The sequence below is a fragment of the Leucobacter denitrificans genome (genome assembly GCF_014396385.1).
In the GTDB taxonomy this organism is placed as follows: Bacteria; Actinomycetota; Actinomycetes; order Actinomycetales; family Microbacteriaceae; genus Leucobacter; species Leucobacter denitrificans.
Genome location: NZ_CP060716.1, coordinates 2,157,743 through 2,182,272, shown reverse-complemented (window position 1 = coordinate 2,182,272; position 24,530 = coordinate 2,157,743). Strand labels below are relative to the sequence as shown.

The following is a 24,530-nucleotide window of genomic DNA, read 5'->3' as shown; positions in this document are numbered from 1 at the left end:
CATTGATTTTAGCGGTTTCCATGCGTCACGCCTTGCCACGCTTCGGGTTTCCGCGCTTCGCGACACCGCGCATGCCGCGGGCTCCCTTGCCGTCTCCCGGGCGACCGGCGGTGATTTGGCCGCGATTGCCGCGCGCACCACCCGTGCCCTTCGCGTTTCCCTCGGCCGCTGAGAGCAGAGCCCCGCGCTCGCCCGTGGATAGCTCGCGCATCTCGCCGACCTTCAGCGTGCCGAGGTGTAGCGGCCCAAATTGCCTCCGCACGAGCTCTTCAACCGGGTGCCCAACATGCGCGAGGAGCCTACGCACAATGCGGTTTTTGCCCGAGTGCAGCGTGATCTCGACGAGTGAGTGGGAGCGCGACGATCCACCGGGCAAGAGTTTCGCGGCGTCTGCCTTGATGTGCCCGTCGGTGAGTTCGACCCCATCGAGCAATTGCTGGATCACGGCGGCCGTTACCCGCCCTCGTACCTTCGCGACGTACGTCTTCTGCACCCCGAAGCTCGGGTGCGCGAGCTTGTGCGCGAGCTCGCCGTCGTTCGTGAGCACGAGCAGACCGCTCGTGTCGGTGTCGAGCCTTCCAACGTTGTAGAGGCGGTCTTCGATTTGATCGGTGAACTCTCTGAGGTCTGGTCGCCCCTGCTCGTCACTCATGGTCGAGACGACACCTCGCGGCTTGTTGAGCACGAAGTAGCGCTTCGACACGTCGAGCTGCACAACGACGCCGTCGACGCGCACCTCGTCGGTTTCGGGGTCGATGCGCGAACCAAGCTCGCGTTGCACCTGGCCGTTTACCGTGACTCTGCCGCCAGTGATGAGCGCCTCACACGCCCGTCGCGAAGCCACCCCGGCGTTCGCAAGCGCTTTCTGCAGGCGCACTCTGGTGTCCTCTGCGGAGTCTTCCGTGCCCGAAGCTGCTCCCCCTGCCGAGGACTTACCGGTGGGCCGATCCCACCCCCACTCGGCCATATCAATCTCTACGGCCTCGCCGTCGACGGTGAACGAACCGCCCATATCGTCGTCTGGGCGCTTAGATCGATTCATGGTCAAACCCTTCCGATCCGTCGTCGAGCAGTGGCACGACTGACGGCAATTCTTGAATGTCTCCGATGCCGAGGTATCCGAGCAGCGTCTCGCTCGTGCCGTAAAGCACGGCGCCGGTTTCTGGGTCGTGCCCCGATTCCTCGATGAGCCCACGGCCAAGCAGGGTACGCACGACCGAATCGACGTTCACCGCGCGGATCGACGCGATCGCCCCGCGTGAAATAGGTTGGCGGTAGGCGATCACAGCGAGTGTCTCGAGTGCTGCCTGCGAGAGCTTCGTGGGGCTCTGCTGTTGCACGAAGTCGGCAACGAGTGGATCGAGGCTTTCACGCACGTAGAAACGGTAGCCGCCTCCGATCTCGCGCAGCTCGAATCCCCGTGGTGGCCTGTCATCGGACTCGCGCTCCGCGGTGCCGTTGAACTCTGCGACGAGGCTGTCGAGCGCTGCGCGCACCTCGCGCACGGGCCGATCGCACGCGGTCGCGAGCGTGACCGCTGACAGCGGTTCGTCGGCAACGATGAGCAGCGCCTCCAACTGCTGCGTAAGCGAATGCTGCGCCCTCACGCGTTCGAGTTCAGACTCCTCAAGTGCCACTTCAGTCATAATCACTTCCTAGTGTCGAAAGCTCTTCGTCGTTCCAGTGCTCACCCGACCACTCCATGTTGAGTTCGCCGAGGGGCTCGTCTTGCGTGAACAACAGGGCATCGCGCCGGTAAAGTTCGAGTATCGCGAGGAATCGCGCCACCACGACACCCTTCTCGCTCACACCAGAGATGAGTTCTCGAAAGCTCTTGGATCCACCCTGCTTGAGCAGCGAGACGATGATGGCGGCTTGCTCGCGAATCGACACGAGCGGCGCGTGCAGATGGTCGAGGCCAATGGTCGGGACCGCGCGCGGCGTGAATGCGAGTGTCGCTATTGCGGCGAAGTCCTCGGGCGTGAGCGTCCAGTTGAGTTCGGGGCCGCGGTCACGATACTTCGCCTCGAGCGGCACCTGGCGCGGATGTCGCAGCTGCTCCGCGACGAGCCGCTCGTGAAACCAACTACTCACCTGCTTGAATGCCCGGTACTGCAGCAACCTTGCGAAGAGCAGGTCTCGAGCCTCAAGCAGCGCAATGTCTTCGGCGTCGACGACCTCGCCCTGAGGTAGCAAACTCGCGATCTTCATGTCGAGCAGCGTCGCCGCCACGACGAGAAACTCAGAGGCCTGATCGAGTTCGATGAGCCCCTGCCCCTCGATGGTTGAGAGGTACGAGATGAACTCGTCGGTCACGAGGCTCAGCGAGACCTCCGTGATGTCGAGTTCGTGCTTGCCGATGAGATTGAGCAGCAGGTCGAACGGCCCGTCGAAGACCTCAAGGGAGACCCGAAACCCTGGCTCTCCCTGCGCCTCCGCGTCCGTTTCGAGCGCTGTCACGTGAACCCGCTCAGGCAACCACGCCGCGTTGCACGAGCTCGCGGGCGAGCTTCAAATAGGCCTCGGCCGCCGCGTTCGACGGCGCGTACGTGAGAATTGGTTGCGCAGCAATCTGTGCGTCTGGCAGCTTGACTGTGCGACCAATGACCGTGTCGAAGACCTTGTCGCCAAAGGTGTCGACGACGCGCTCAAGCACCTCACGTGCGTGGAGGGTGCGTGGATCGAACATCGTCGCGAGAATGCCATCGAGCTCGAGTGAGGGGTTCAGGCGATCCTTCACCTTCTCGACCGTCTCGACGAGGAGAGCTACGCCACGGAGCGCGAAGTACTCGCACGCCAGCGGAATGAGCACACCGTGGCTCGCGGTCAGTGCGTTCACCGTCAGCAGGCCGAGCGAGGGCTGGCAGTCGACAAGAATAACGTCGTAGTCGTCGACGACCTTGCGCAGCACTCCGCCAAGAATCTGTTCGCGGGCAACCTCGCTCACCAGGTGCACTTCGGCAGCAGAGAGGTCGATGTTAGCCGGTATGACGTCGAGACCCTCGGTGTCAGTGTGCTGAATCGCCTCTTTCGGGTCTTTGACCTTGCCGAGCATGAGATCGTAAATCGTCGGCACGTCGTGCGCTTGCACGCCGAGACCGGCAGAGAGCGCTCCCTGTGGATCGAAATCAACCGCGAGCACACGCCTGCCATAGCGGGCGAGCGCTGCCGCGAGGTTGATAGCAGAGGTCGTCTTTCCAACCCCGCCCTTTTGGTTGCACATCGCAATAATGCGCGCCGGGCCGTGTCGCTCGAGCTTTGCGGGTGCGGGAATCACGCGTTCGGGGCGTCCTGTCGGACCTAGATCGCCCTGCTGCTTCGCCACTCCGACTCCCTTCGCAAGTCTTCGCAAGTTTTCGCCCCATCCTATCGCGCGCTAGGCTCACTTACCCCCTGAAACTCCAGGTCAGGCCACCTCGGGTCTACCTCGAGCCCAGCTCACGGCAGCCTCGCGGCACATCGAAACCCGCCCAAGGCGCCCGCCCGCGATCTATTTCGCCCGCGGATGCGCACTGAGATAGTGTTCGCGCAGCGTCTCTGCGGTGACCTGAGTATAAATCTGCGTCGTCGTGACAGAGGCGTGCCCGAGCAACTCCTGCACCGCGCGCACATCGGCCCCTCCCGCGAGCAGGTGCGTCGCGAATGAGTGCCGCAGTGTGTGGGGCGAGATCTCTTGCGTGAGCCCCGCTTTTTCTGCGGCGGCGCGAATCACGAGCCAGACACTCTGCCGTGACACTCGCGCGCCCCGTGGGCCGACAAACAGCGCAGGCGTTCCCTTGCCACGCGCCACAAAACCTGGCCGCACGCGCACGAGGTAGGCCGCGAGCGCAGCACCCGCGTATCTGCCGTACGGAACGATTCGCGTCTTCGAACCTTTGCCAGTAACGCGCAGCAAGCCACCATTCTGCAACGACACCTCGGGGTCTCCCCACACGTCGCTGCCCGCGGCGTCAGACCCCGCGTAGAGATCATCGATGTCGATGGCGGTCACCTCGCTCACGCGAGACCCAGTTGCGTAGAGCAGTTCAAGCAGTGCACGATCGCGAAGCGCTACGGGGTCCTCCCCAGAGACAGCTCCGAGCAACAGTTCAACGTCTTCAATCGAGAGTGCTTTCGGCAGCCGTTCCGCCTTCTTCGGGGTTCGCACCCCGCGGCCCGCGTTCTCCGCGAGCGCCCCCTCATCGAACATAAATCGGTGAAGCCCGCGCACGGTCGACAGCATCCGCGTGATCGTCGCGGGCGAGTATGCACTGTCCTCCCCAACACTCGCGAGGTGGGCCACGTAGGCTGAAAGCGTCTCTGGTTGCACCTCGACGAGATCGCTGATGCCCTGAGCGCCCAGCCACTCGGCATACCTCGCGAAATCGCGGCGATATGCGGCCAAGCTGTTGTCTGAAAGCCCGCGCTCAATACTCAGGTGCCTGAGGTACCTCGAGATCGCGGTTTCGGGTGCCAGGGCCATGGCTACTTCGATCGTTCTCCGCGCACGGTGTCTCTCGCGACCCACGGGGCGTGTGGATCGCGTAGCGTCGCCCAACCCGAAGCTCTCGAGGCTGAGGCCGCGAGCACACTGCTCACCGTGATCGCGTTCGCGATACGGCCATCGAGAACTGCGGCAACCGCTTCGTCGAGCGGCACCCACTCGGGTACCAGTTCCTGTTCCTCACCGTCGCGCACGAAATCGTGCTCGACCTCCGAGAACCCGCGTGCGAGAAACACGCGAATGACCTCGCTCGAGCCGCCGGGGCTCGAAAACAGGTCAAGCAGTAGCGCCCAATGGTCTGCCTGCAGATCGGCCTCTTCGGCGAGTTCGCGCTGCGCGGTGAGCAGGCCACCCTCGCCCGGAATGTCCATCAGGCCGGCAGGGATCTCCCAGTCTCGGTGGGCAATCGCGTGCCGGTATTGCCTGAACATGAGGATGCGGTCTTCGTCGTCTAACGCAACGACCGCCACGGCTCCCGGATGATCCATGTAGTCACGAACGAGTTCACCGTCACCGAAGGTGAAGCGCTCTCGCCTGATGTCCCAGACGTACCCGGCCACGAGCTGCTCAGATTGGCTGACGCGCACGTCGAGTGCGGGGGCGTCAGCGAGATCTGAGTTCTCGGGGTTCGGGCCGCTCACACTCGCTACTCTCCCGACTCTTCCTCAACATCAAAGAGGTGGGCCGCATCGCGACGCTGAATCGCGGCCGCCGCAAGGCCGGCGAACAGCGGGTGAGGCTTTCCTGGGCGCGACTTCAACTCGGGGTGTGCCTGCGTGGCGATGTAGTACGGGTGCGCAGTGCGGGGCAGTTCGACGTATTCGACCAACCCGCCGTCTGGGCTCAGCCCCGAGAACGAGAGGCCCGAGGCCGCAATCTCGTCGCGGTAGGCGTTGTTTACTTCGTAGCGGTGACGGTGGCGTTCGCTCGCCGTGGTGGATCCGTACAGCTCTGCCGCGATCGACCCTTCAGCGAGTTTCGCTTCGTACAGACCGAGACGCATGGTGCCTCCGAGGTCACCGCCGTCGATGATATCTACCTGCTCCGCCATCGTCGCGATCACGGGCACGGGAGTGTCTGGATCAAACTCAGTGGACGATGCGCCCTCGAGACCCACTACGTTGCGGGCGTATTCGATGACCATGCACTGCAAGCCCAGGCAGAGACCGAGTGTCGGCAAGCCGTTCTCGCGAGCGAAGCGCAGTGCGCCAAGCTTGCCCTCAATGCCACGAATGCCGAAGCCTCCGGGAACACAGATCGCGTCGAGGTGTGACAGCTGCTCGCGTGCGCCCTCAGGGCTCTCGCATGTGTCCGACGCGATCCACTCAATATTGACCTTCGTCGCGTGAGCGAAGCCGCCCGCGCGCAGCGCCTCGGTGACCGAGAGGTATGCGTCGGGCAAATCAATGTACTTGCCGACGAGGCCTATGGTGACCTCACCCTTCGGGTTGTGCACGGCGTCGAGTACAGGGCGCCAGCGCGACCAGTCGACGTCGTTCGCGACGGCGCCAAGCTCAAGGTGATCAACGATAGTCTGATCGAGGCCCTGCGTGTTAAGAAGTTGCGGCAGATCGTAGATGCTCTTCACATCGATCGCGTTCACAACCGCGTCTTCGTCAACGTCGCACATGAGTGCGATCTTGCGCAGGTTATCGCCAGTCACCGGTCGGTCTGAGCGCAGCACCAGCGCGTCAGGTTGAATACCGATCGAGCGCAGTGCTGCAACCGAGTGCTGCGTCGGCTTCGTCTTCTGCTCCCCTGATGCACCCATGTATGGCACGAGCGAAACGTGTACGAAGATGACGTTCTTACGACCGAGTTCGTGACGCACCTGGCGGGCCGACTCGAGGAATGGCTGCGACTCGATATCGCCAACCGTGCCGCCGATCTCAGTGATGATGACGTCGGGCTGCGGATCTTGCTCGGCCTGCAAACGCATGCGTCGCTTGATCTCGTTGGTGATGTGCGGAATGACCTGAACGGTCGCACCGAGGTAGTCTCCGCGACGCTCCTTCTGAATCACCTCAGAGTAGATCTGCCCGGTCGTGACGTTCGCAGCCTGTGAAAGATTAATGCCGAGGAAGCGTTCGTAGTGACCGATGTCGAGGTCGGTCTCGGCCCCGTCGTCGGTGACAAAGACCTCACCGTGCTCGAACGGGTTCATGGTTCCGGGGTCGACGTTCAGGTACGGGTCGAGCTTCTGCATGACCACGTGAAGGCCGCGCGCGGTAAGCAAATTACCGAGACTCGCGGCGGTTAGTCCCTTGCCGAGTGAGGAAACAACCCCACCGGTGACGAATATGTGCTTGGTTGTCTTACTCTGATCCGCGTTTGTTCCCACGGGCTTCAATCCTATCACTGTCACCGCTGTTCCTGACGCGGAATCCACACTTGCTTCACGATCATGAGAATTGTTGCCGTCACCGGAATCGCGATGAGTGCCCCGAGTAGACCGAGCAGCGTGCCACCAGCCAGGGCTCCGATCACCACAAGCGAACCGGGGACCGAAACCACCCGGTTCATGATGCGCGGGGTAAGAACATACGACTCTATTTGCATGTAGACGAGGTAGTAGAGCACTGCGATAAGCGCGGTGACCGGAGAATTGAACAGCGCGATCCCTGTTACCAATACCGTTGCCAGCACCGACCCGATGAGTGGAATCAGCGCAAGCAAAAACACGCCAACCGCGACGAGTCCAGCAAACGGCACCTCAATAATCGTCATCATTACGAAGCCAAGCACCGAGTTAATGAGCGCGAGTGTCGCCATGCCGCTGATGTACCCACCGATCGACTTCGTCACCTGCTCAGTGATATCGATAACCTTCGCGCGGCCCGAGCGAGGCACGACCGAGTAAAACCCGCGCTTGATCGACCGCAGCGAGGCGAGAAAGTACAACGAGAGGATGAGCACGATAAGCGTCGCGGTGAGGCCGTTCGCTATACCAATGCCTGCTTGCCACACACCGCCCGCCAGCGAGGCCCAGTTCGCTGGCTTTCCAATGAAATCTCGCCCAGTTTCGAGCAGTGCGTTGAAGTCTATGTAGTTTCCGAAGCGAGAGTTGAGATCTTTGTACCAATCTTGGTTATACACATCGTTGACGAGCGAGGGAGCATTCTGCACAAGCAGTGCAATCTGATTCGCGATCATCGGAATCACAACAGCGAGGATGCCGGAAAGCAAAAGTATGAAGCTGAGGAATACGATCGCGATGCCAAGCGGCCGCTTAATTCCGTGCGATTCAAGCCAGCGCACAAGCGGGTCGAGCCCGAGTGCTATGAACAGCGCGGCAATCACATACATGAGGATCGAACTCAGCTGTTCGACCATTCCGCCAAACACCAGGGCGACGAGCACCCCGAGAGTGATCGTAAACCCAAGCGCGAACGGGTGCTGGATATTGAAGTCTCTGCGAGCCCGCTTGCGAGACTCGTCCTCATAATCTTGAGCCGCCTCGCGCGCGTCACGATACATCGCGCGTAGCTCGGTATCCATCTGAGTCGTGTCAGCATGCATCACGAGTGGATGCTCGTCGCGCTCAGTGCTCGCCAGAGAAGCCTCGGCGTCTGCCTGAGCACGGCCTCGTTTACGCTTAAACAACGACATGGAGTGAGCGTAGCAGCAGCCTGCGACACTGCGAGCGGGGAATCACACCCGAAGCTGCAAAAGTTCTGCGGCGTGGTCGAGTGCGCTCTCAGAGGTATCGAGCCCTGAGAGCAGCCGCGCCATCTCCGCGAGCCGCGCGTCTCCCTCAAGACGCTGACAGCTGCTCTCGGTAAACCCACCGCTCGAATCCTTCACAACTCGTAGGTGGTTCGTTGCAAACGCAGCGACCTGAGCGAGGTGCGTCACTACGATGACCTGTGAGGTTTTCGCGAGCTGCGCAAGTCTGCGCCCAATCTCGATAGCCGCGGCGCCACCGACGCCCGAATCAACCTCGTCAAAGACGAACGTTGGCACCGGATCCGCACCCGCGAGCACCACCTCGAGCGCGAGCATGACCCGCGAGAGTTCGCCCCCCGATGCGCTCTTCGCAATCGGTCGAGGCTCGGAACCTGGGTGCGGAGCGAGCAAAAACTGCACTTCGTCGCCGCCGTGCCCGCCCAGCGTTTCAAGCGCGTTCACCGAGGCTACAAACCGCGCGTCGGGCAGTGCAAGCTCGCGAAGCTCCCGCGTCACTGCAGTGCCGAGCGCTTCTGCTGCTTCCTTCCGAAGCTCAGAGAGCTGAGTTGCGAGCTGAGATTCGCGCTCGCGCAGTTCCAAAACCCGCTCATCGAGTCCACCCAACACGTCCTCTTCGCTGTCGAGTTCGATGAGCCTGTTCGATGCGCGCTCGCCATGCGCGAGCACCTCTTCGCTTGAGGTACCGTAATGCCTGAAGAGGGTGTTTAGCGAAGCGAGCCGTTCGTTCGCGCGTTCAAGCTCGCCCGGCCCCTCTTCATCGAGGTCGCTCGCATACGCTGCGAGATCTTTCGCGACGTCTGCGAGCTGAAAGCTGATCGAGCGGAGCGACTCGAGCGACTCGCCCAGGCGCGAATCAAGTGTTGCCACCCGCTCAACCTCGTGTGCCGCCTCGTTGACGAGCCCGCTCGCGTCTCGCTGCATCGGGTCGTCAGATTCACTCGCCAGCGCCTCACTCGCGTTCATCGCAGCGGCGCGAAGTGCCTCGACGTTCGCAAGCACCTCCACGCGGCGCGAGAGTTCTTCCTCTTCGCGAGGCTGTGGATCCACCGCTGCGATTTCTTCAAGCTCACTACGCAGCTTCACGACCTCGGCGGCGCGTGACTCGCGCGATTCGGTGAGTCGCGCAAGCTGACTTTCGGCCTCTTTGCGTTCAGTGTGTGTGGATCGGTACGCGGCGAGCGCATCTGCGAGCGTCTCACCACCGAACCGGTCGAGGGTGTCTCGTTGCTCTGCACCCGACCGAAGGCGGAGTTGATCCGACTGACCGTGCACCGCGAACAGCAGCGACGAAATGCGCCCGAGCGCGCCAACCGGCGTACCGGCACCACCTACAACAGCGCGGCTTCGCCCCTCGGCGTTGACCGTGCGACTCATGACGAGCTCGCCCTCTTCGACGTCTCCCCGAGTTCCTCGACGAGGTCTCGAACTTCTGGGTCGTCGGTGCGAATAATGCCGCTCACCCGAGCCTGGTTCGCGCCGATTCGCACGCCGCTCGCATCGCTGCGTTCACCCATGAGCAGTCCAAGTGCGGTGACCACCATGGTCTTTCCGGCTCCCGTTTCGCCGGTGATCGCGGTGAACCCAGGGCCCAACGGCAGGGTGGTGTCGGCGATCACTCCGAGGTCAGAGATACGCAGTTCGTCGATCATGCGACCCCTTTCCCGCGGTCGCCCCTCCACCCGGATACCGGAAGGTTGAACTTGCGCACGAGCCGCTCAGAGAACGGGGCGTCGTCGAGCCGCGCGATCCGCACAGGTTCATGTGAGCGCCGCACTGTCACCTTCGACCCGGCAGGCAACTCAGTTCTTCGCCGGCCGTCGCACCAGAGCACCGCGGGCCCAATGTTCTCGGGAAGAATTTGCACCGTCAGCTCGGAATCTGGGCCCGCAACGAGGGGTCGGTTGAAGAGCGCGTGGGCCGCAATCGGCACTACGAGAAGCGCTTGCACTGACGGCCACACAATTGGTCCGCCGGCGGAGAAGCCGTAAGCGGTAGAGCCTGTGGGCGTCGAAAGCACGACTCCATCGCAGGCGAAAATTGAGATTGGGTGATCGTCGATGCCCACCGACACCTCGAGCATTCGTCGACCCTTTTCGACCGAGGCTTCGTTGAGCGCCCACGTGTCGGCGATAATCTGGCCGTCGTGCTCCGCGAGCACCTCGAGCGCGAGCCGCTCGTCGACCGTGTAGTTGCCAGCGAGCACCTGTTCAACGGTGAAACCGAGGTCAAGGCTTTCCATTTCGGCAAGAAAGCCCACGTGCCCAAGGTTCACGCCCATGATGGGGCACGCCGATCCACGAAGTACCTCTGCGGCTCGCAGGATTGTGCCGTCACCACCGAGCACGAACGCAACCTCGACGTCACTGAGCGGCACGTCTGTGCCGAGCACCGCTGCCCGCGTCATATCGACGTGTGTCGAGAAATCCGTGTAGTCCTCTTCACAGAACACCGGAACCACGCCTGCGTCAAGGAGCGCAGTCACGACCTCGTTGGTCGCCACGATAGCCTCGGGCCGGTAGGTGTGGGAAACGATGAGCATGTGTCGCTTCGACGCATCGTGGGTCATACGGGGCTCCCCTCTCCTTTTGCAGCGGCTCGCGCACACAGTTCACGCACGCGCTCTTCCCATTCTCTCGGATCTGCTGTCTCACCGCGCACGAAGTGCACAAGAAACTCTCGGTTCCCCTCGCTCCCCGCGATTGGTGAGAGCGCGAGGCCCCATGGTTCGAGGCCGCACTGGCTCGCCGCGTCAAGCACTTTGTGGATCGCCTCCCGCCACTGCGCCGGATCGGTCACGACGCCACCGCGCACACGACCCACCTCGAACTGCGGTTTGATGAGCAGTGCGAGATCTGCGTCTGTCGACGCACACCTCGAGATCGCGGGAAGCACGAGGGTGAGCGAGATGAACGAAAGGTCTGCCACGACGAGGCTCGGCGCCTCGTTCACATCGGTGAGACGCGAAAGCTCTTCACTATCGAGATTTCTGGCGTTGCAGCCCTCAACCACGCGAACCCGTGAGTCGGCCCGGATCTGATCGGCAAGTTGGTCGTGCCCCACGTCTACCGCGAGCACTTTGCGGGCATTTCGCTCGAGCAAGACCTGCGTAAATCCGCCAGTAGAGGCACCGAGGTCGAGCGCGAGACGGCCCGCTGGGTTGATATTGAAACTGTCGAGTGCAGCGACAAGCTTGTGTGCGCCTCGACTCACGTAGTCGTCGCCACCTGTCACCTCAAGCAGAGCACCCTCGTGTACCTTCACTCCGGCTTTCGTCACGACGACTCCGTCGACCTGCACCCGGGACGACGCGATGAGCTCAGACGCATGGCTACGAGAGCGCGCGAGTCCGACTTCGGCAAGCGCGCGATCTGCTCGTGTCGGCACCCCTGCCCAACGCCGCTCAGCCCTCGCTGCTTCAGGCACTACCGAGTCATGCACCATCGTGGTCGCTACGCTGCAGCTCAGCAAGGAGTGCGTCATGCAGTTGCTCAAAGCCTGCCGCGCGATGCTCGAGCGGCTGAGACTCGATGAGTTCGAGACGGTCGAGCAGCCCGTCACTGCCTTCCTCTGGCAGCACTTCACCGTCTTCGGGCTGACTTGGTGTTGCGCTCTCCATACCTCAAGACTAGCCGCAAACCCTGATCTGCGAACCAGTTTTCCACAGATGTTCGGCATGACGAACTTTTATATTCTGCAGATCGGACTATTATAGAAACACCATGACCACTGCCACTAAGCCCGCCACGAAACCAGCGCCCGAGAGAGGCCTCTTGCGCCTGCTCGGTCCAGCATTTGTGGCGGCTATCGCGTATGTAGATCCGGGCAATGTCGCGGCGAACCTTTCGGCCGGCGCGACCTACGGATACCTCTTGCTCTGGGTGCTCGTGGCAGCGAACGCGATGGCGGTCATTGTGCAGTACCTCTCGGCAAAGCTCGGGCTGGTCACTGGCAAGAGCCTCCCCGAGTTGCTCGGCGCTCGTCTCAAGCCTGCCTCACGGCGACTGTATTGGATCCAGGCTGAACTGGTGGCCGCCGCCACAGATCTCGCAGAGGTCATTGGTGGCGCGCTTGCGCTGTACATCTTGTTTGGTATCCCGCTTCTCGCGGGTGGCGTCATCGTCGGCGCCTTCTCGCTGCTCATCCTCGCGCTGCAGGGCAGGCAGCAGCGCGCATTCGAAGCGGTCATCATGGCAATGCTGCTCATTATTACTTTCGGATTCGTGGGTGGCCTGTTCGTGAGTGACCTCGACCCGGCCGCCATGTTCGCTGGCCTCGCTCCCCGCTTCGCAGACAGCCAATCGGTGCTGCTCGCCGCAAGCATGCTCGGCGCGACTGTCATGCCACACGCCATCTATCTCCACTCGTCCCTCGCACGCGACAGGCACGGTCGAGACCACGGGCCGGGTGAATCGGGGGCGATGCGTGTCCGTATGCTCCTCCGAGCAACCAAGCTCGATGTGATCCTCGCGCTTATCGTCGCGGGTGGCGTGAACATCTCGATGCTGTTACTCGCAGCTGCTTCGCTCCCCGGCGTCGAAGGCACTGACACAATCGAGGGCGCCGCAGCAGCGATCAGCGAACACTTAGGTCCCGCCGTTGGGGTAATTTTCGCAATCGGATTGCTTGTATCGGGCCTTGCCTCGACGTCGGTCGGCGCCTATGCGGGCTCCGAGATTATGGCCGGTCTGTTGACTATTCGGGTGCCTCTGCTCGCGAGGCGCATGGTGACGCTCCTGCCCGCGCTCATACTCCTCGGCATCGGCGTTGATCCGACCTGGGCACTCGTCGTGAGTCAGGTGGTGCTCTCGTTCGGCATACCGTTTGCGCTCATACCGCTCATCAAGCTCACGAGTAGGCGTGGGCTCATGGGCGAGTTCGCAAACAAGCTCCCCTTGCGACTCACAGCGCTCGTCGTCGTTGCGCTGATTATTGGGCTAAATCTCTGGCTGTTACTGTCTATGGCACTCGGCCTGTAATGGCAACTCGCTACCGCCAGTGATCCTCAAGCAGAATCTCGGGTACCTTGAGCGCGTAAATCGCACGCCCTGACGCCCAGATAGCTTCGCACCCGGCGCGCAAGAGATTCAGTGGATCATCACCCTCAGCCATCACTCGCACCACGTGCTCGTCCATGCGCACCTTCGCAGACCCCACGCGCACAGTCCCGTCACGAAGCGTCTCCGCCGCCCGGTACGGCTCAAGCATGTCGCGGAGTGTGGCGACGATGTAGTCGGGCCGCATGTCTTTTGAGGCCGAGAGCAGCTGCTTCGGCCGATCCACCCCAGTGAGCACCAGCAATGACGGTATACCAACCGCGACCGCACCCTTGATGTCGGTGTCGAGTCGGTCGCCGATCATCAGCGCGTTACGAGTGCCGAACCGCTCAAACGCAGACTCATAAATCGGCGTCTCGGGTTTGCCTGCGAACACCGGCAGCCTCTGCACCGCCGTGTGCACCGCCGAAACCAGAGTCCCGTTACCCGGCGCGATTCCCCGCGCGCGCGGTATTGTCCAGTCTGTGTTGGTTGCCACCCATGGCAGTGGATCGCGCCCAGGCTCCTCCTGCAGCGCGTACGAAGCCTCTGCGAGGTCTTCCCACCCGACGTCTTGAGCGAAGCCTTGGAGAACCGCGTCAGGATTGTCCTCAGCACTGCGTGTCCACTCGAAGCCGGCCTTGGTGAGTTCTGCTGTGACCCCTTCGCCGCCGACCACCAGCACGCGCGAGCCTGCAGGAATAAGTTCGCGCAGAAGTGCTATGGCGGCCTGCGGTGAAGTCACGACGTCTTCGGGTGCAGCGTTGAGTCCCAGTTCGCTGAGGTGCTCAGCTACCGCTACATCGGTTCGTGAGGCGTTGTTGGTGAGGTACCCGAGCTTCGAGTTTTGGGCCGCCGTATTCAATGCGTCGACCGCTCCTGGGAGCTCGCGTGTTCCGCGGTAGATGACTCCGTCGAGATCAGCAAGCAGCAGGTCGCGACCGTCTACTGGTGCGGGATCAAACTTTCCACGCGAACTGAACAGACCCATTCAACTATTCCTCTTTGTCCTCTTTGTCTTCTGCTTGCGCGCCATCTTTAGCTTGGTCCTCCTCGGCTTGTTCAGCCTCAGCTTGGGCGCCTTCTGCCAGCTCGTCCTCTGCTAGATAATCGTGCTCACGAATCTCGATCACCTCAAGCTCATCAAGCCCTCCGAAGTGGTCTTCGAGAGCAGCTGCTGCACGGTCTGCGCGCTCGAACCACTTCGCGGCCTCATCGTTGCGCCCAAGGTCTTCGAGCACAGCCCCGTAGGCGCCGAACAGTTCGGGGCTCCACTCAAACGCCTTGTTGGGGTTGAGCTCTGGAATCTCGAGTTCAAAGAGTGCCTGCTGCGTTTGCCCGAGGTCGAGGCGTGCCCCCGACATCGCAATTGCGAGGTGCACACGGTCTCTCGTATCGAGCTTTGAGCGGTCTACCTCGAGTCCGGTCTCAATCGCTCTCTCTGGCCGCCCGAGCCCACGCTCAGAATCGACCATTATTGCGATGTTTGTGTCGCGCCCGCTGAGTCGCCTATAGGTGCGCAGCTCGCGGATGGCGAGGGCAAAATCGCCGGTACGGTATGCAGTGAGAGCAAGTGTCTCACGTGTCACAGGAATGCGACCGGCACGTCGGCTCGCAGAGATCGCATGCTGATGCGCAAGCTCTGGATCCTCATCCATAAGGAGCGCCACCATCGCAAGATGGCGGGCTACACGTTCCTGCACCTCAGCATCGAGCGTCTTTAGTTCGTTACGGGCTGACGGGTGCAGGTCGCTCGCCTGAATGTGGTCGGCAACGATCGGATCTTCGTGCTCGCTGCGAACCGGTCGCAATGAATGGCGCAGACGTTCCTCTTCGGTGTACTCGCGAGCCTGACCGCCGCGGTCGCTTCGGCCGCCGCCTCGCGTACCACCGCGGCCCCGTGAGTCTTGTTCATTGCGATACCCACCGCGATCAGTACGATCGCTACGGTCATAACGGCGCTCGCCACGTTCGTTGCGGTCGTTGCGACGTTCATTGCGGTCGTTGCTGCGCTCACCACGGTCGTTGCGGTCATAGCGACGCTCGCCACGGTCGCTGTTGAATGATCTGCGATCCCCAGATTCGTTCCTGTCACCACGGTATGGGCGACGCTCACCTGATTGAGCGCGATCCCCCTGGTACGAGCGACGTTCGCCATCACGATCGTTGCGGTAGGGCTTCCGTTCGCCGTCGCGATTGCGGTCGCCCTGGTACCCGGTACGACCTTCGTTCCTGTCGCCACGGTACGGCTTGCGATCGTCATTGCGATCACGATCTCCGCGATAACTTCCCCGGTCGTCACGGTTGCCCCGATAGGGCTTGCGTTCACCGTCGCGGGTTCGATCACCTCGGTAGCCACCGCGATCGTCGCGATCATTGCGGAATTGCTTGCGCTCACCACCACGATCGTCACGATTACGATCGCCCTGATACGGGCGACGCTCACCTGACTGGCTACGGCCGCCCTGGTAGCCACCGCGTTCGTCGCGACTTCGGCCGCCCTGGTAGCCACCGCGTTCGTCGCGACTTCGGCCGCCCTGGTAACCACCGCGATCGTCGCGACTTCGGCCGCCCTGGTAACCACCACGATCGTCACGATTACGATCGCCCTGATATGGGCGACGCTCACCTGATCGTTCCGGACGCGAGCCGTTGTTGTGGGAGCGCCGGGGTCGCCCGGTGTTATCGGGTCGATCGTGGCGGTCGTTCATTGCGGTGCTCCCTGTGTGATTGTGTGTCTCTTGCGAGACGGTACTACTGAAAAGTCTACAAATGAAAGAAGGGGTTGTTTAGATGTGAAGACCATCATGGTCAACTCATCTAAACAACCCCTTCTTTGTAAAGGTTGTTCGGCGGTGTCCTACTCTCCCACGAGGTCCCCCTCGCAGTACCATCGGCGCAGTCAGCCTTAGCTTCCGGGTTCGGAATGTGACCGGGCGTTTCCCTGACGCTATAACCACCGAAACTCTATTGACATATACACACCCCACCAACCACAGGCCTAAGTCACTCAAACCCAGGGGGTGTGGCCGTACGTCAAGAACCACAAAGTAGACGCGAACATCGTTACACTTACAAACTCATGCCCCAAAACACTATTTGGGATGAAGTCAAGTCATCGGCTTATTAGTACCAGTCAGCTCCACACCTTACAGCGCTTCCACATCTGGCCTATCAACCCAGTAATCTACTGGGAGCCTCACACACCCTAAAGGTGTACGGAGATCTCATCTCGAGGCCGGCTTCCCGCTTAGATGCTTTCAGCGGTTATCCATCCCGAACGTAGCCAACCAGCCATGCCCTTGGCAGAACAACTGGCACACCAGAGGTCCGTCCAACCCGGTCCTCTCGTACTAGGGTCAGATCCTCTCAAATCTCCAACGCGCGCAGAGGATAGGGACCGAACTGTCTCACGACGTTCTAAACCCAGCTCGCGTACCGCTTTAATGGGCGAACAGCCCAACCCTTGGGACCGACTCCAGCCCCAGGATGCGACGAGCCGACATCGAGGTGCCAAACCATGCCGTCGATATGGACTCTTGGGCAAGATCAGCCTGTTATCCCCGAGGTACCTTTTATCCGTTGAGCGACAGCGCTTCCACAAGCCACTGCCGGATCACTAGTCCCGACTTTCGTCCCTGCTCGACCTGTCAGTCTCACAGTCAAGCTCCCTTGTGCACTTACACTCGCCACCTGATTACCAACCAGGTTGAGGGAACCTTTGGGCGCCTCCGTTACATTTTGGGAGGCAACCGCCCCAGTTAAACTACCCACCAGGCACTGTCCGAAAACCCGATCAGGGTTCGTCGTTAGATATCCAATATGACCAGAGTGGTATTTCAACAACGACTCCACCAACACTAGCGTGCCAGCTTCACAGTCTCCCACCTATCCTACACAAGCCACACCGAACACCAATACCAAGCTGTAGTAAAGGTCACGGGGTCTTTCCGTCCTTCTGCGCGTAACGAGCATCTTTACTCGTACTGCAATTTCGCCGAGTTTATGGTGGAGACAGCTGGGGAATCGTTACGCCATTCGTGCAGGTCGGAACTTACCCGACAAGGAATTTCGCTACCTTAGGATGGTTATAGTTACCACCGCCGTTTACTGGGGCTTAAATTCACAGCTTCGCAGTCCGAAGACCACTAACCGCTCCTCTTAACCTTCCAGCACCGGGCAGGCGTCAGTCCGTATACGTCCACTTGCGTGTTAGCACGGACCTGTGTTTTTAGTAAACAGTCGTTCCCCACTGGTCTCTGCGGCCACCACACCCTTTCCCAAGCAAGTTGGTATAAGTGGATGGCCCCCCTTCTCCCGAAGTTACGGGGGCATTTTGCCGAGTTCCTTCACCATAATTATCTCGATCTCCTGAGTATTCTCTACCTGACCACCTGTGTCGGTTTGGGGTACGGGCAACTAGCAACCTCACGTCGATGCTTTTCTCGGCAGCATAGGATCACCTGCTTCCCCATACGGGTCCGCATCGTATCTCACCCAAAGCCAGAAACTATTCATAACTGACGGGCTACATACTTACACCGGGACAACCATCGCCCGGCACAGGCTACCTTCCTGCGTCACACCTCACGCTCACCACCCGAGTTCGGGTTCGCAGCCGCCACCCCACATCACCCGAAGGATCCGCAGAATATTGGTTTGCTTAGCACTACTCGTTAGGTCTTGAACGGTTACCAGCCGGTACGGGAATATCAACCCGTTGTCCATCGACTACGCCTGTCGGCCTCGCCTTAGGTCCCGACTTACCCAGGGAAGATTAGCTTGACCCTGGAACCCTTGGTCTTCCGGAGGACGGGTTTCTCACCCGTCTTTCGCTACTCATGCCTGCATTCTCACTCGTGTGGCATCCACGACTGGTTCACACCGCCGCTTCACTCGCCACACGACGCTCTCCTACCCATCCATACGGCTGGACCACGAAGGCCTACCACATATATGAATGCCACAACTTCGGTGGCGTGCTTGAGCCCCGTTACATTGTCGGCGCGGAATCACTTGACCAGTGAGCTATTACGCACTCTTTCAAGGGTGGCTGCTTCTAAGCCAACCTCCTGGTTGTCACAGCAACTCCACATCCTTTTCCACTTAGCACGCGCTTTGGGACCTTAGTTGGTGATCTGGGTTGTTTCCCTCTCGACTATGAAGCTTATCCCCCACAGTCTCACTGCTGCGCTCTCACTTACCGGCATTCGGAGTTTAGCTGACGTCAGTAACCTTGTAGGGCCCATCGGCCATCCAGTAGCTCTACCTCCGGCAAGAAACACGCAACGCTGCACCTAAATGCATTTCGGAGAGAACCAGCTATCACGAAGTTTGATTGGCCTTTCACCCCTATCCACAGCTCATCCCCTCAGTTTTCAACCTAAGTGGGTTCGGCCCTCCACGCGCTCTTACACACGCTTCAGCCTGGCCATGGATAGATCACTTCGCTTCGGGTCTAGGACATGCGACTATATTCGCCCTATTCAGACTCGCTTTCGCTACGGCTACCCCACACGGGTTAACCTCGCCACATATCGCTAACTCGCAGGCTCATTCTTCAAAAGGCACGCCGTCACACCTACAAGGGTGCTCCGACGGATTGTAAGCAAACGGTTTCAGGTACTATTTCACTCCCCTCCCGGGGTACTTTTCACCTTTCCCTCACGGTACTAGTCCGCTATCGGTCATCTGGGAGTATTTAGGCTTATCAGGTGGTCCTGACAGATTCACACGGGATTTCTCGGGCCCCGTGCTACTTGGGATATCTTTCACGCGGCCAAGGCATTTCGCATACGGGGCTCTCACCCACTCCGGCCAGCCGTTCCAAGCTGTTCCGCTATACCTTGACACTCACGTCGGCTGCATGGCAGCGCAGCCAGAAAGATCCCACAACCCCGATGATGCAACCCCTGCCAGGTATCACACACCACCGGTTTAGCCTCATCCAGTTTCGCTCGCCACTACTCCCGGAATCACATGTTGTTTTCTCTTCCTGTGGGTACTGAGATGTTTCACTTCCCCACGTTCCCTCTACCCGCCCTATATATTCAGGCGGGAGTCACTAGGTCAGCAAGCCGCCTAGCGGGGTTTCCCCATTCGGAAATCCTCGAATCACAGCCCGTTTATCGGCTCCCCGAGGCTTATCGCAGATTACTACGTCCTTCTTCGGCTCCAGATGCCTAGGCATCCACCGTTTGCTCTTCGAAACTTGAAATCACATAAGTAAATAATTACAGAAACACACACCCACCCCCGAAAGGGTTGATGCATGAAACCAATGAGACACACACAACCAAAAAATGATCATGCATGTATCGAAGATGCTCGCGTCCACTGTGTAGTTCTCAACGTACGGTCAAACCCACCCCACCACACAACACGTTGCGGCAGCATGGACTGAAGAAACCAAGCACACCCACCCACCCCAAAAAATCGGGACAAGCAAATGGTCTGGGTCTCCAGGACCCAACAGTATGCACTCAAAAAAGCCATTCCCTCAAACGCGCAAACATTTCCAACCAGCCCCGAAGACCTGGCGTACTCACTCACACACCCAATTGAATGCTTATGTTGTCAAATGTTCCACCCATGAGCACCCAGCAGTGAACATTCGTCACTGATCTGAGTATTCTGCGCCACCAAACGGTGACGAGTGCTCCTTAGAAAGGAGGTGATCCAGCCGCACCTTCCGGTACGGCTACCTTGTTACGACTTAGTCCTAATCACCAGTCCCACCTTCGACAGCTCCCTCCACAAGGGTTAGGCCACCGGCTTCGGGTGTTACCGACTTTCATGACTTGACGGGCGGTGTGTACAAGGCCCGGGAACGTATTCACCGCAGCGTTGCTGATCTGCGATTACTAGCGACTCCGACTTCATGGGGTCGAGTTGCAGACCCCAATCCGAACTGAGACCGACTTTTTGGGATTCGCTCCACCTCGCGGTATCGCAGCCCATTGTATCGGCCATTGTAGCATGCGTGAAGCCCAAGACATAAGGGGCATGATGATTTGACGTCATCCCCACCTTCCTCCGTGTTGACCACGGCAGTATCCCATGAGTTCCCACCATAACGTGCTGGCAACATAGGACGAGGGTTGCGCTCGTTGCCGGACTTAACCGAACATCTCACGACACGAGCTGACGACAACCATGCACCACCTGTATACGAGTGTCCAAAGAGTTCTGTATCTCTACAGCGTTCTCGTATATGTCAAGCCTTGGTAAGGTTCTTCGCGTTGCATCGAATTAATCCGCATGCTCCGCCGCTTGTGCGGGCCCCCGTCAATTCCTTTGAGTTTTAGCCTTGCGGCCGTACTCCCCAGGCGGGGAACTTAATGCGTTAGCTACGACACAGAACCCGTGGAACAGGCCCTACATCTAGTTCCCAACGTTTACGGCATGGACTACCAGGGTATCTAATCCTGTTCGCTCCCCATGCTTTCGCTCCTCAGCGTCAGTAGCGGCCCAGAGATCTGCCTTCGCCATCGGTGTTCCTCCTGATATCTGCGCATTCCACCGCTACACCAGGAATTCCAATCTCCCCTACCGCACTCTAGCCTGCCCGTACCCACTGCAGGCCCGGGGTTGAGCCCCGGGATTTCACAGCAGACGCGACAAGCCGCCTACGAGCTCTTTACGCCCAATAATTCCGGACAACGCTTGCACCCTACGTATTACCGCGGCTGCTGGCACGTAGTTAGCCGGTGCTTTTTCTGCAGGTACCGTCACTTTCGCTTCTTCCCTACTAAAAGAGGTTTACAACCCGAAGGCCGTCATCCCTCACGCGGCGTTGCTGCATCAGGCTTGCGCCCATTGTGCAATATTCCCCACTGCTGCCTCCCGTAGGAGTCTGGGCCGTGTCTCAGTCCCAGTGTGGCCGGTCACCCTCTCAGGCCGGCTACCCGTCGTCGCCTTGGTGAGCCATTACCTCACCAACAAGCTGATAGGCCGTGAGTCCATCCCCAACCGATAAATCTTTCCACCCACACACCATGCGGTGATAGGTCATATCCAGTATTAGACACCGTTTCCAGCGCTTATCCCAGAGTCAGGGGCAGGTTACTCACGTGTTACTCACCCGTTCGCCACTCTTCCACCCCTGCAAGCAGGGGCTTCATCGTTCGACTTGCATGTGTTAAGCACGCCGCCAGCGTTCGTCCTGAGCCAGGATCAAACTCTCCGTAAAAAATTACATGCACCACAACCAGCGGAATAAGCATGATCGTGAATGCGAGTTCAACCTGACAAACAACAAACATCAATACTGACGTTCATATAATTTTGTCCAAAAGGAATCGCCATCAACACAACCCAAACGGGTTATGCGACGGGATAAAAAATTGGCATTTGACAATTTAAGTGCACACTATTGAGTTCTCAAGAACCAGACACCCCCCGTACCGACCCAACCGGGCCCTCCGAAAAGCAACTTTTCTAACTTACCACCATTATGTTTCCCGCGCAAATCCAGCTTGTCACTATTGCGACATGCGGATCTGGCCGAATATCTCGGCTGGAGATTTGCCACCCGAAGGTGACCACCATCATGGTGAGAAGCGAATCTCTAGTTTACCTCTGCTTCACGAGCTATTTCAAGCCATAGTGGAGATGTAATTTAGAAGATTTTCGCGGCCTGTCCGTTTCGCTTTTCGCTTTCCGTCCTGGCCAACGAGAGATAACATTACCTGCGATCCGGGCACCCCACAAATCGAGATGCGCTGCAATCTCGAGTTCCCAATGTTTGTCACGAATTCATCTGTTTTCCGGGTGTGTCGCGCCCGAGAACGAAAAATGGGGAACCACCTCAGTGATTCCCCATTTGTTCGAGTTACGCGTTGAATCGTGCGACGACTCTGACCGGTGATCCGTCGACCCCGGCAAGTCGAAGTGGCAGCATCGAGACCTCCACCTCGTCTGGGATAGCACCCAGGCCCCTCAAGTTCTCGACGATGACTCCATCATTCCCAAGCCAGAACTCATGCACGGGCATGTCCAGAACTTCACTACCAGTCGCGTCTGGGCTCAAGGTATCGACTCCGAGCACTCTGGCGCCTCGACTCCAGAGCAATTTCGCAAGGTCGAGCGAAATATTCGGGTGCTCAATCGCGGCACTCGTACCAAAGTACGCATCCCAACCTGTTGAGACGACAACGATTCCCGGGAGGCGATCCGGGATCTCGAGGTCGGCAACGCCGATCTCAGATCCCGGATCCACACTCGCTCTCAGCACGCGAGCACGACCCCAAAGCTGCTCAAGCGAAAGTTCATCGACCGTTCGGCCACCCACGATCGAGTGAGATGGCGCATCAAGGTGCGTACCCGAGTGAGACCCTAGGGAGAGCTGATCCACTGCTACCCCGTCGGTATCGATCGTCAGCGCATGCTCGATCGCGACCTCTGGGTCACCGGGGTACACCGGCATGCCAGTGGCAATGGGGTGGCTCAGGTCGACGAACCTCATGGCGCGCTATCCCCCGACGCGAAGCGCAGAGGTCTGGTCTGCGCCATCAAGCAGGTGACCAGTTGGCTCGGCGTCTCGTGAATCGCGAAGGCCGAGTGCGCCATTACGTCCAATCCCAACCATGAGACCGAGGTAAAGGAAGAAGCTCACCGCAAAGGCAGGAATATTCGCACCGATCGGACTGATCCACACGTACGCGAGTACGTATGACAGCACGGCTCCCACGATCCACACAACGATGGCAACCCAGTTCACGCCGCCACGGTACCAGTACCGGCTCTCGGGGCGCTCGTGAAGAATCTGGCGAGAGTACCCACGGCGCTTGAGCAGGTAATAGTCAGCGATCATGATTGCGAACACCGGCACGAAGAACGCACTGATGATGAATAGGAAGTCGGTGAACTGGTTAAGGAGCCCGAGGAACGTCGAGCCGATGATCGAAATCACGCCGAGCACGAGTGCGGTCGGAAGGAACTTCAGGTGCCACTTCGACTGCGCGTTCACAGTGGAGGTAACCATGCCAAATACCACCATCGTGTTGGTTGCCATCACCGAGAGGAAGATCGCGATACCGAGCGGCCAACCAAACTCAGACACGATGACCGATGGGTCGAACGCGATTGCCTCGTGTCCACGCATGAGCACAACACAGTACGCAATGAGTCCGAGGAACATCGCGATCGACGTCGACAGGGTGTACCCGATGCCCGAGCCCACAACGCCAGCTACGCTGTTCTTCGCGTGGCGGTTCATATCGGCTGAAAGCACTGTCCAGGAGATCGCGGTCGCAATCACCATGTCGAGCGTGATGAACGGGGTGCCACCGAGCTCTGGATCCACTGGGATGGCCGCGAACTCTGACGGGCTAAACGCCGAAAACGCAGCGATGAACACAAATGCCATCACGACGAGGATCGCGAGTGCGAGCCACGGCTCGACCCGCGAGATACCCGTGTGCCCAAAGATCGCGAGCACGACGACGATCGCCTGGCAGATCGCGGAGAAGAGGATTGGGTTCGAAAAACCCGTTGCCTCTGCGATGAGGTAGTTGATCGTGACGCCGGCGAGCATCGCCTGCACCCAGCTCCATCCCATGAGGATGATGAGGTTGGCTGCAGCTGGCAGCATACTGCCACGGATTCCGAACGATCCGCGGGTGAGCGCCATGGTCGGCAGGCCCGTGCGGGTACCGATGTTACCGACGAGCACGAGCACGATGACGCCGAGGAGCGTTCCGACAACAATCATCGCGCTCGCGGTGCCGAACGAAACGGCAGGTGTAAACAGTGTGCCGGTCAGCAGCGTCGTCACGACAAGGTTCGCGGCAAGCCAGATCATGCCGATCCGGAGAATACCCTGCGTGCCTCTCACCGGGCCTGCAGAGTCATCGTGTCCGTCGAGGTTTACGGCCATAGTTTCAGGGCTGCTCATGCTGAGGCCTCCTCTGTCGTGAGCGAAGCCGCGGCCTCGGGAACGGTCGAAAGGTGTTCATGGATCGCGATGAGCGCCCCGTCAGTGGTGGATCGGAAGATAATGCTCTCGCGCTCGACATAGGAATCTGGCCCGTCGCTCGAGTCGATGCTCGTCGCGACGGTGTGGCTGAAAACCGCACCGCCCGGGAACACCTGAACTAGCCGGTCGGTCGAACTGCAGGAGGTGACTTTCCACCCGGATTCAACCCAGCTCGCCCAGAGGGTTTCGTACTCATTGCGAGAGTTCAGTCGCGACTCTTCTGGATGGAAGATGAAAGTTGCGTCTTCTGAGAAGCCAGAAAAGTAGGCTTCGGTGTCGGTCGCTGCGAAGGCGGCGACAATTGCGTCTGCCGCCTCCAGCACTTGTACTTCGGTCGGTGTATTCATGA

At 59.6% G+C, this 24,530-nt stretch carries 21 protein-coding genes and 3 rRNA genes; 3 read left to right on the top strand and 21 right to left on the bottom strand.

All coding sequences use genetic code 11. The annotated features are described in order from the left end of the window. Positions 1–25: 25 nt before the first annotated feature. The 13 genes from H9L06_RS10505 to H9L06_RS10450 form a co-directional block, all read right to left on the bottom strand. Positions 26–967 carry a pseudouridine synthase gene (locus H9L06_RS10505; RefSeq protein ID WP_187556485.1) on the bottom strand — a complete coding sequence of 314 codons (942 nt, stop codon included), beginning with the start codon at positions 965–967 and terminating at the stop codon, positions 26–28. A gap of 61 nt (positions 968–1,028) precedes the next feature. Further along, positions 1,029–1,646, bottom strand: coding sequence for an SMC-Scp complex subunit ScpB (gene scpB, locus H9L06_RS10500; RefSeq protein ID WP_187555115.1), 618 nt, complete (start codon positions 1,644–1,646; stop codon positions 1,029–1,031). Beyond that, positions 1,639–2,460, bottom strand: coding sequence for a segregation and condensation protein A (locus H9L06_RS10495; RefSeq protein WP_246454383.1), 822 nt, complete (start codon positions 2,458–2,460; stop codon positions 1,639–1,641). Before H9L06_RS10495 ends, scpB begins: the two co-directional genes overlap by 8 nt. Positions 2,461–2,470: 10 nt before the next feature. After that, positions 2,471–3,325 carry a ParA family protein gene (locus H9L06_RS10490; protein WP_187555113.1) on the bottom strand — a complete coding sequence of 285 codons (855 nt, stop codon included), beginning with the start codon at positions 3,323–3,325 and terminating at the stop codon, positions 2,471–2,473. Between the two features lie 165 nt (positions 3,326–3,490). After that, positions 3,491–4,462, bottom strand: a complete 972-nt coding sequence (locus tag H9L06_RS10485) for a site-specific tyrosine recombinase XerD (RefSeq protein WP_187555112.1) — start codon at positions 4,460–4,462, stop codon at positions 3,491–3,493. A 2-nt stretch (positions 4,463–4,464) separates the two neighbouring features. Next, positions 4,465–5,124 (bottom strand): NUDIX domain-containing protein, encoded by a 660-nt coding sequence (locus H9L06_RS10480; RefSeq protein ID WP_187555111.1) that lies wholly within the window; start codon positions 5,122–5,124, stop codon positions 4,465–4,467. A 5-nt stretch (positions 5,125–5,129) separates the two neighbouring features. Then, positions 5,130–6,824: a CTP synthase gene (gene pyrG / locus H9L06_RS10475; protein ID WP_187555110.1), complete on the bottom strand. Its 1,695-nt coding sequence runs from the start codon at positions 6,822–6,824 to the stop codon at positions 5,130–5,132. A 20-nt stretch (positions 6,825–6,844) separates the two neighbouring features. Then, positions 6,845–8,092, bottom strand: a complete 1,248-nt coding sequence (locus tag H9L06_RS10470) for an AI-2E family transporter (RefSeq protein WP_187555109.1) — start codon at positions 8,090–8,092, stop codon at positions 6,845–6,847. A 42-nt stretch (positions 8,093–8,134) separates the two neighbouring features. Next, a complete protein-coding gene (locus tag H9L06_RS10465) occupies positions 8,135–9,544 on the bottom strand; it encodes a DNA repair protein RecN (protein ID WP_343069246.1) in 1,410 nt (469 codons plus the stop codon). Further along, complete coding sequence (locus H9L06_RS11995) at positions 9,541–9,819, bottom strand: AAA family ATPase (protein ID WP_343069245.1); 279 nt, start codon at positions 9,817–9,819, stop codon at positions 9,541–9,543. The genes H9L06_RS10465 and H9L06_RS11995 overlap by 4 nt, the downstream gene beginning before the upstream one ends. Continuing rightward, the gene (locus H9L06_RS10460) at positions 9,816–10,736 is read right to left on the bottom strand and encodes an NAD kinase (protein WP_187555108.1); all 921 of its coding nucleotides are present in this window, start codon (positions 10,734–10,736) and stop codon (positions 9,816–9,818) included. Before H9L06_RS10460 ends, H9L06_RS11995 begins: the two co-directional genes overlap by 4 nt. Further along, on the bottom strand, positions 10,733–11,593 hold the full coding sequence (locus H9L06_RS10455; protein ID WP_246454382.1) for a TlyA family RNA methyltransferase: 861 nt from the start codon (positions 11,591–11,593) through the stop codon (positions 10,733–10,735). The genes H9L06_RS10460 and H9L06_RS10455 overlap by 4 nt, the downstream gene beginning before the upstream one ends. 7 nt (positions 11,594–11,600) lie before the next feature. Next, positions 11,601–11,786 (bottom strand): hypothetical protein, encoded by a 186-nt coding sequence (locus tag H9L06_RS10450; RefSeq protein WP_187555106.1) that lies wholly within the window; start codon positions 11,784–11,786, stop codon positions 11,601–11,603. Between the two features lie 103 nt (positions 11,787–11,889). Here H9L06_RS10450 and H9L06_RS10445 point away from each other — a divergent pair, with 103 nt between their 5' ends. Next, positions 11,890–13,146 carry an Nramp family divalent metal transporter gene (locus H9L06_RS10445; RefSeq protein WP_187555105.1) on the top strand — a complete coding sequence of 419 codons (1,257 nt, stop codon included), beginning with the start codon at positions 11,890–11,892 and terminating at the stop codon, positions 13,144–13,146. A 10-nt stretch (positions 13,147–13,156) separates the two neighbouring features. Here H9L06_RS10445 and H9L06_RS10440 read toward each other — a convergent pair whose 3' ends face one another. Both H9L06_RS10440 and H9L06_RS10435 read right to left on the bottom strand, forming a co-directional pair. Continuing rightward, positions 13,157–14,194 (bottom strand): HAD-IIA family hydrolase, encoded by a 1,038-nt coding sequence (locus H9L06_RS10440; RefSeq protein ID WP_187555104.1) that lies wholly within the window; start codon positions 14,192–14,194, stop codon positions 13,157–13,159. Between the two features lie 4 nt (positions 14,195–14,198). After that, a complete protein-coding gene (locus H9L06_RS10435; RefSeq protein WP_246454381.1) occupies positions 14,199–15,014 on the bottom strand; it encodes a tetratricopeptide repeat protein in 816 nt (271 codons plus the stop codon). A 96-nt stretch (positions 15,015–15,110) separates the two neighbouring features. Between H9L06_RS10435 and H9L06_RS10430 the strand changes: the two genes are divergently transcribed. Continuing rightward, positions 15,111–15,269, top strand: coding sequence for a hypothetical protein (locus tag H9L06_RS10430; protein ID WP_187555103.1), 159 nt, complete (start codon positions 15,111–15,113; stop codon positions 15,267–15,269). A 54-nt stretch (positions 15,270–15,323) separates the two neighbouring features. Beyond that, a complete protein-coding gene (locus tag H9L06_RS10425) occupies positions 15,324–15,653 on the top strand; it encodes a hypothetical protein (RefSeq protein WP_187555102.1) in 330 nt (109 codons plus the stop codon). Between the two features lie 397 nt (positions 15,654–16,050). Here the strand turns inward: H9L06_RS10425 and rrf are convergent. The 6 genes from rrf to H9L06_RS10395 form a co-directional block, all read right to left on the bottom strand. Next, positions 16,051–16,167 (bottom strand): 5S ribosomal RNA (rrf, locus tag H9L06_RS10420). Positions 16,168–16,309: 142 nt separating this feature from the next. Beyond that, positions 16,310–19,420, bottom strand: a 23S ribosomal RNA gene (locus H9L06_RS10415). A 449-nt stretch (positions 19,421–19,869) separates the two neighbouring features. After that, a 16S ribosomal RNA gene (locus tag H9L06_RS10410) occupies positions 19,870–21,394 on the bottom strand. The 16S, 23S and 5S rRNA genes sit together here, the layout of an rRNA operon. Before the next feature lie 642 nt (positions 21,395–22,036). Next, positions 22,037–22,669 carry a cyclase family protein gene (locus H9L06_RS10405; RefSeq protein WP_187555101.1) on the bottom strand — a complete coding sequence of 211 codons (633 nt, stop codon included), beginning with the start codon at positions 22,667–22,669 and terminating at the stop codon, positions 22,037–22,039. Between the two features lie 6 nt (positions 22,670–22,675). Next, entirely contained in the window at positions 22,676–24,100 is a 1,425-nt protein-coding gene (locus tag H9L06_RS10400; protein ID WP_187555100.1) for a purine-cytosine permease family protein, read from the bottom strand. Then, positions 24,097–24,528, bottom strand: coding sequence for a YybH family protein (locus H9L06_RS10395; RefSeq protein WP_187555099.1), 432 nt, complete (start codon positions 24,526–24,528; stop codon positions 24,097–24,099). The genes H9L06_RS10400 and H9L06_RS10395 overlap by 4 nt, the downstream gene beginning before the upstream one ends. Between the last annotated feature and the right edge of the window lie 2 nt (positions 24,529–24,530).

Excerpts from the sequence above, each read along its gene's own strand:
- H9L06_RS10505 (WP_187556485.1), bottom strand. The coding sequence starts at position 967 with ATGGCCGAGTGGGGGTGGGATCGGCCCACCGGTAAGTCCTCGGCAGGG.
- H9L06_RS10405 (WP_187555101.1), bottom strand. The coding sequence starts at position 22,669 with ATGAGGTTCGTCGACCTGAGCCACCCCATTGCCACTGGCATGCCGGTG.
- H9L06_RS10470 (WP_187555109.1), bottom strand. The coding sequence starts at position 8,092 with ATGTCGTTGTTTAAGCGTAAACGAGGCCGTGCTCAGGCAGACGCCGAG.
- H9L06_RS10465 (WP_343069246.1), bottom strand. The coding sequence starts at position 9,544 with ATGAGTCGCACGGTCAACGCCGAGGGGCGAAGCCGCGCTGTTGTAGGT.
- H9L06_RS10485 (WP_187555112.1), bottom strand. The coding sequence starts at position 4,462 with ATGGCCCTGGCACCCGAAACCGCGATCTCGAGGTACCTCAGGCACCTG.
- H9L06_RS11995 (WP_343069245.1), bottom strand. The coding sequence starts at position 9,819 with ATGATCGACGAACTGCGTATCTCTGACCTCGGAGTGATCGCCGACACC.
- H9L06_RS10440 (WP_187555104.1), bottom strand. The coding sequence starts at position 14,194 with ATGGGTCTGTTCAGTTCGCGTGGAAAGTTTGATCCCGCACCAGTAGAC.
- H9L06_RS10395 (WP_187555099.1), bottom strand. The coding sequence starts at position 24,528 with ATGAATACACCGACCGAAGTACAAGTGCTGGAGGCGGCAGACGCAATT.
- H9L06_RS10460 (WP_187555108.1), bottom strand. The coding sequence starts at position 10,736 with ATGACCCACGATGCGTCGAAGCGACACATGCTCATCGTTTCCCACACC.
- H9L06_RS10400 (WP_187555100.1), bottom strand. The coding sequence starts at position 24,100 with ATGAGCAGCCCTGAAACTATGGCCGTAAACCTCGACGGACACGATGAC.
- H9L06_RS10450 (WP_187555106.1), bottom strand. The coding sequence starts at position 11,786 with ATGGAGAGCGCAACACCAAGTCAGCCCGAAGACGGTGAAGTGCTGCCA.
- scpB (WP_187555115.1), bottom strand. The coding sequence starts at position 1,646 with ATGACTGAAGTGGCACTTGAGGAGTCTGAACTCGAACGCGTGAGGGCG.
- H9L06_RS10445 (WP_187555105.1), top strand. The coding sequence starts at position 11,890 with ATGACCACTGCCACTAAGCCCGCCACGAAACCAGCGCCCGAGAGAGGC.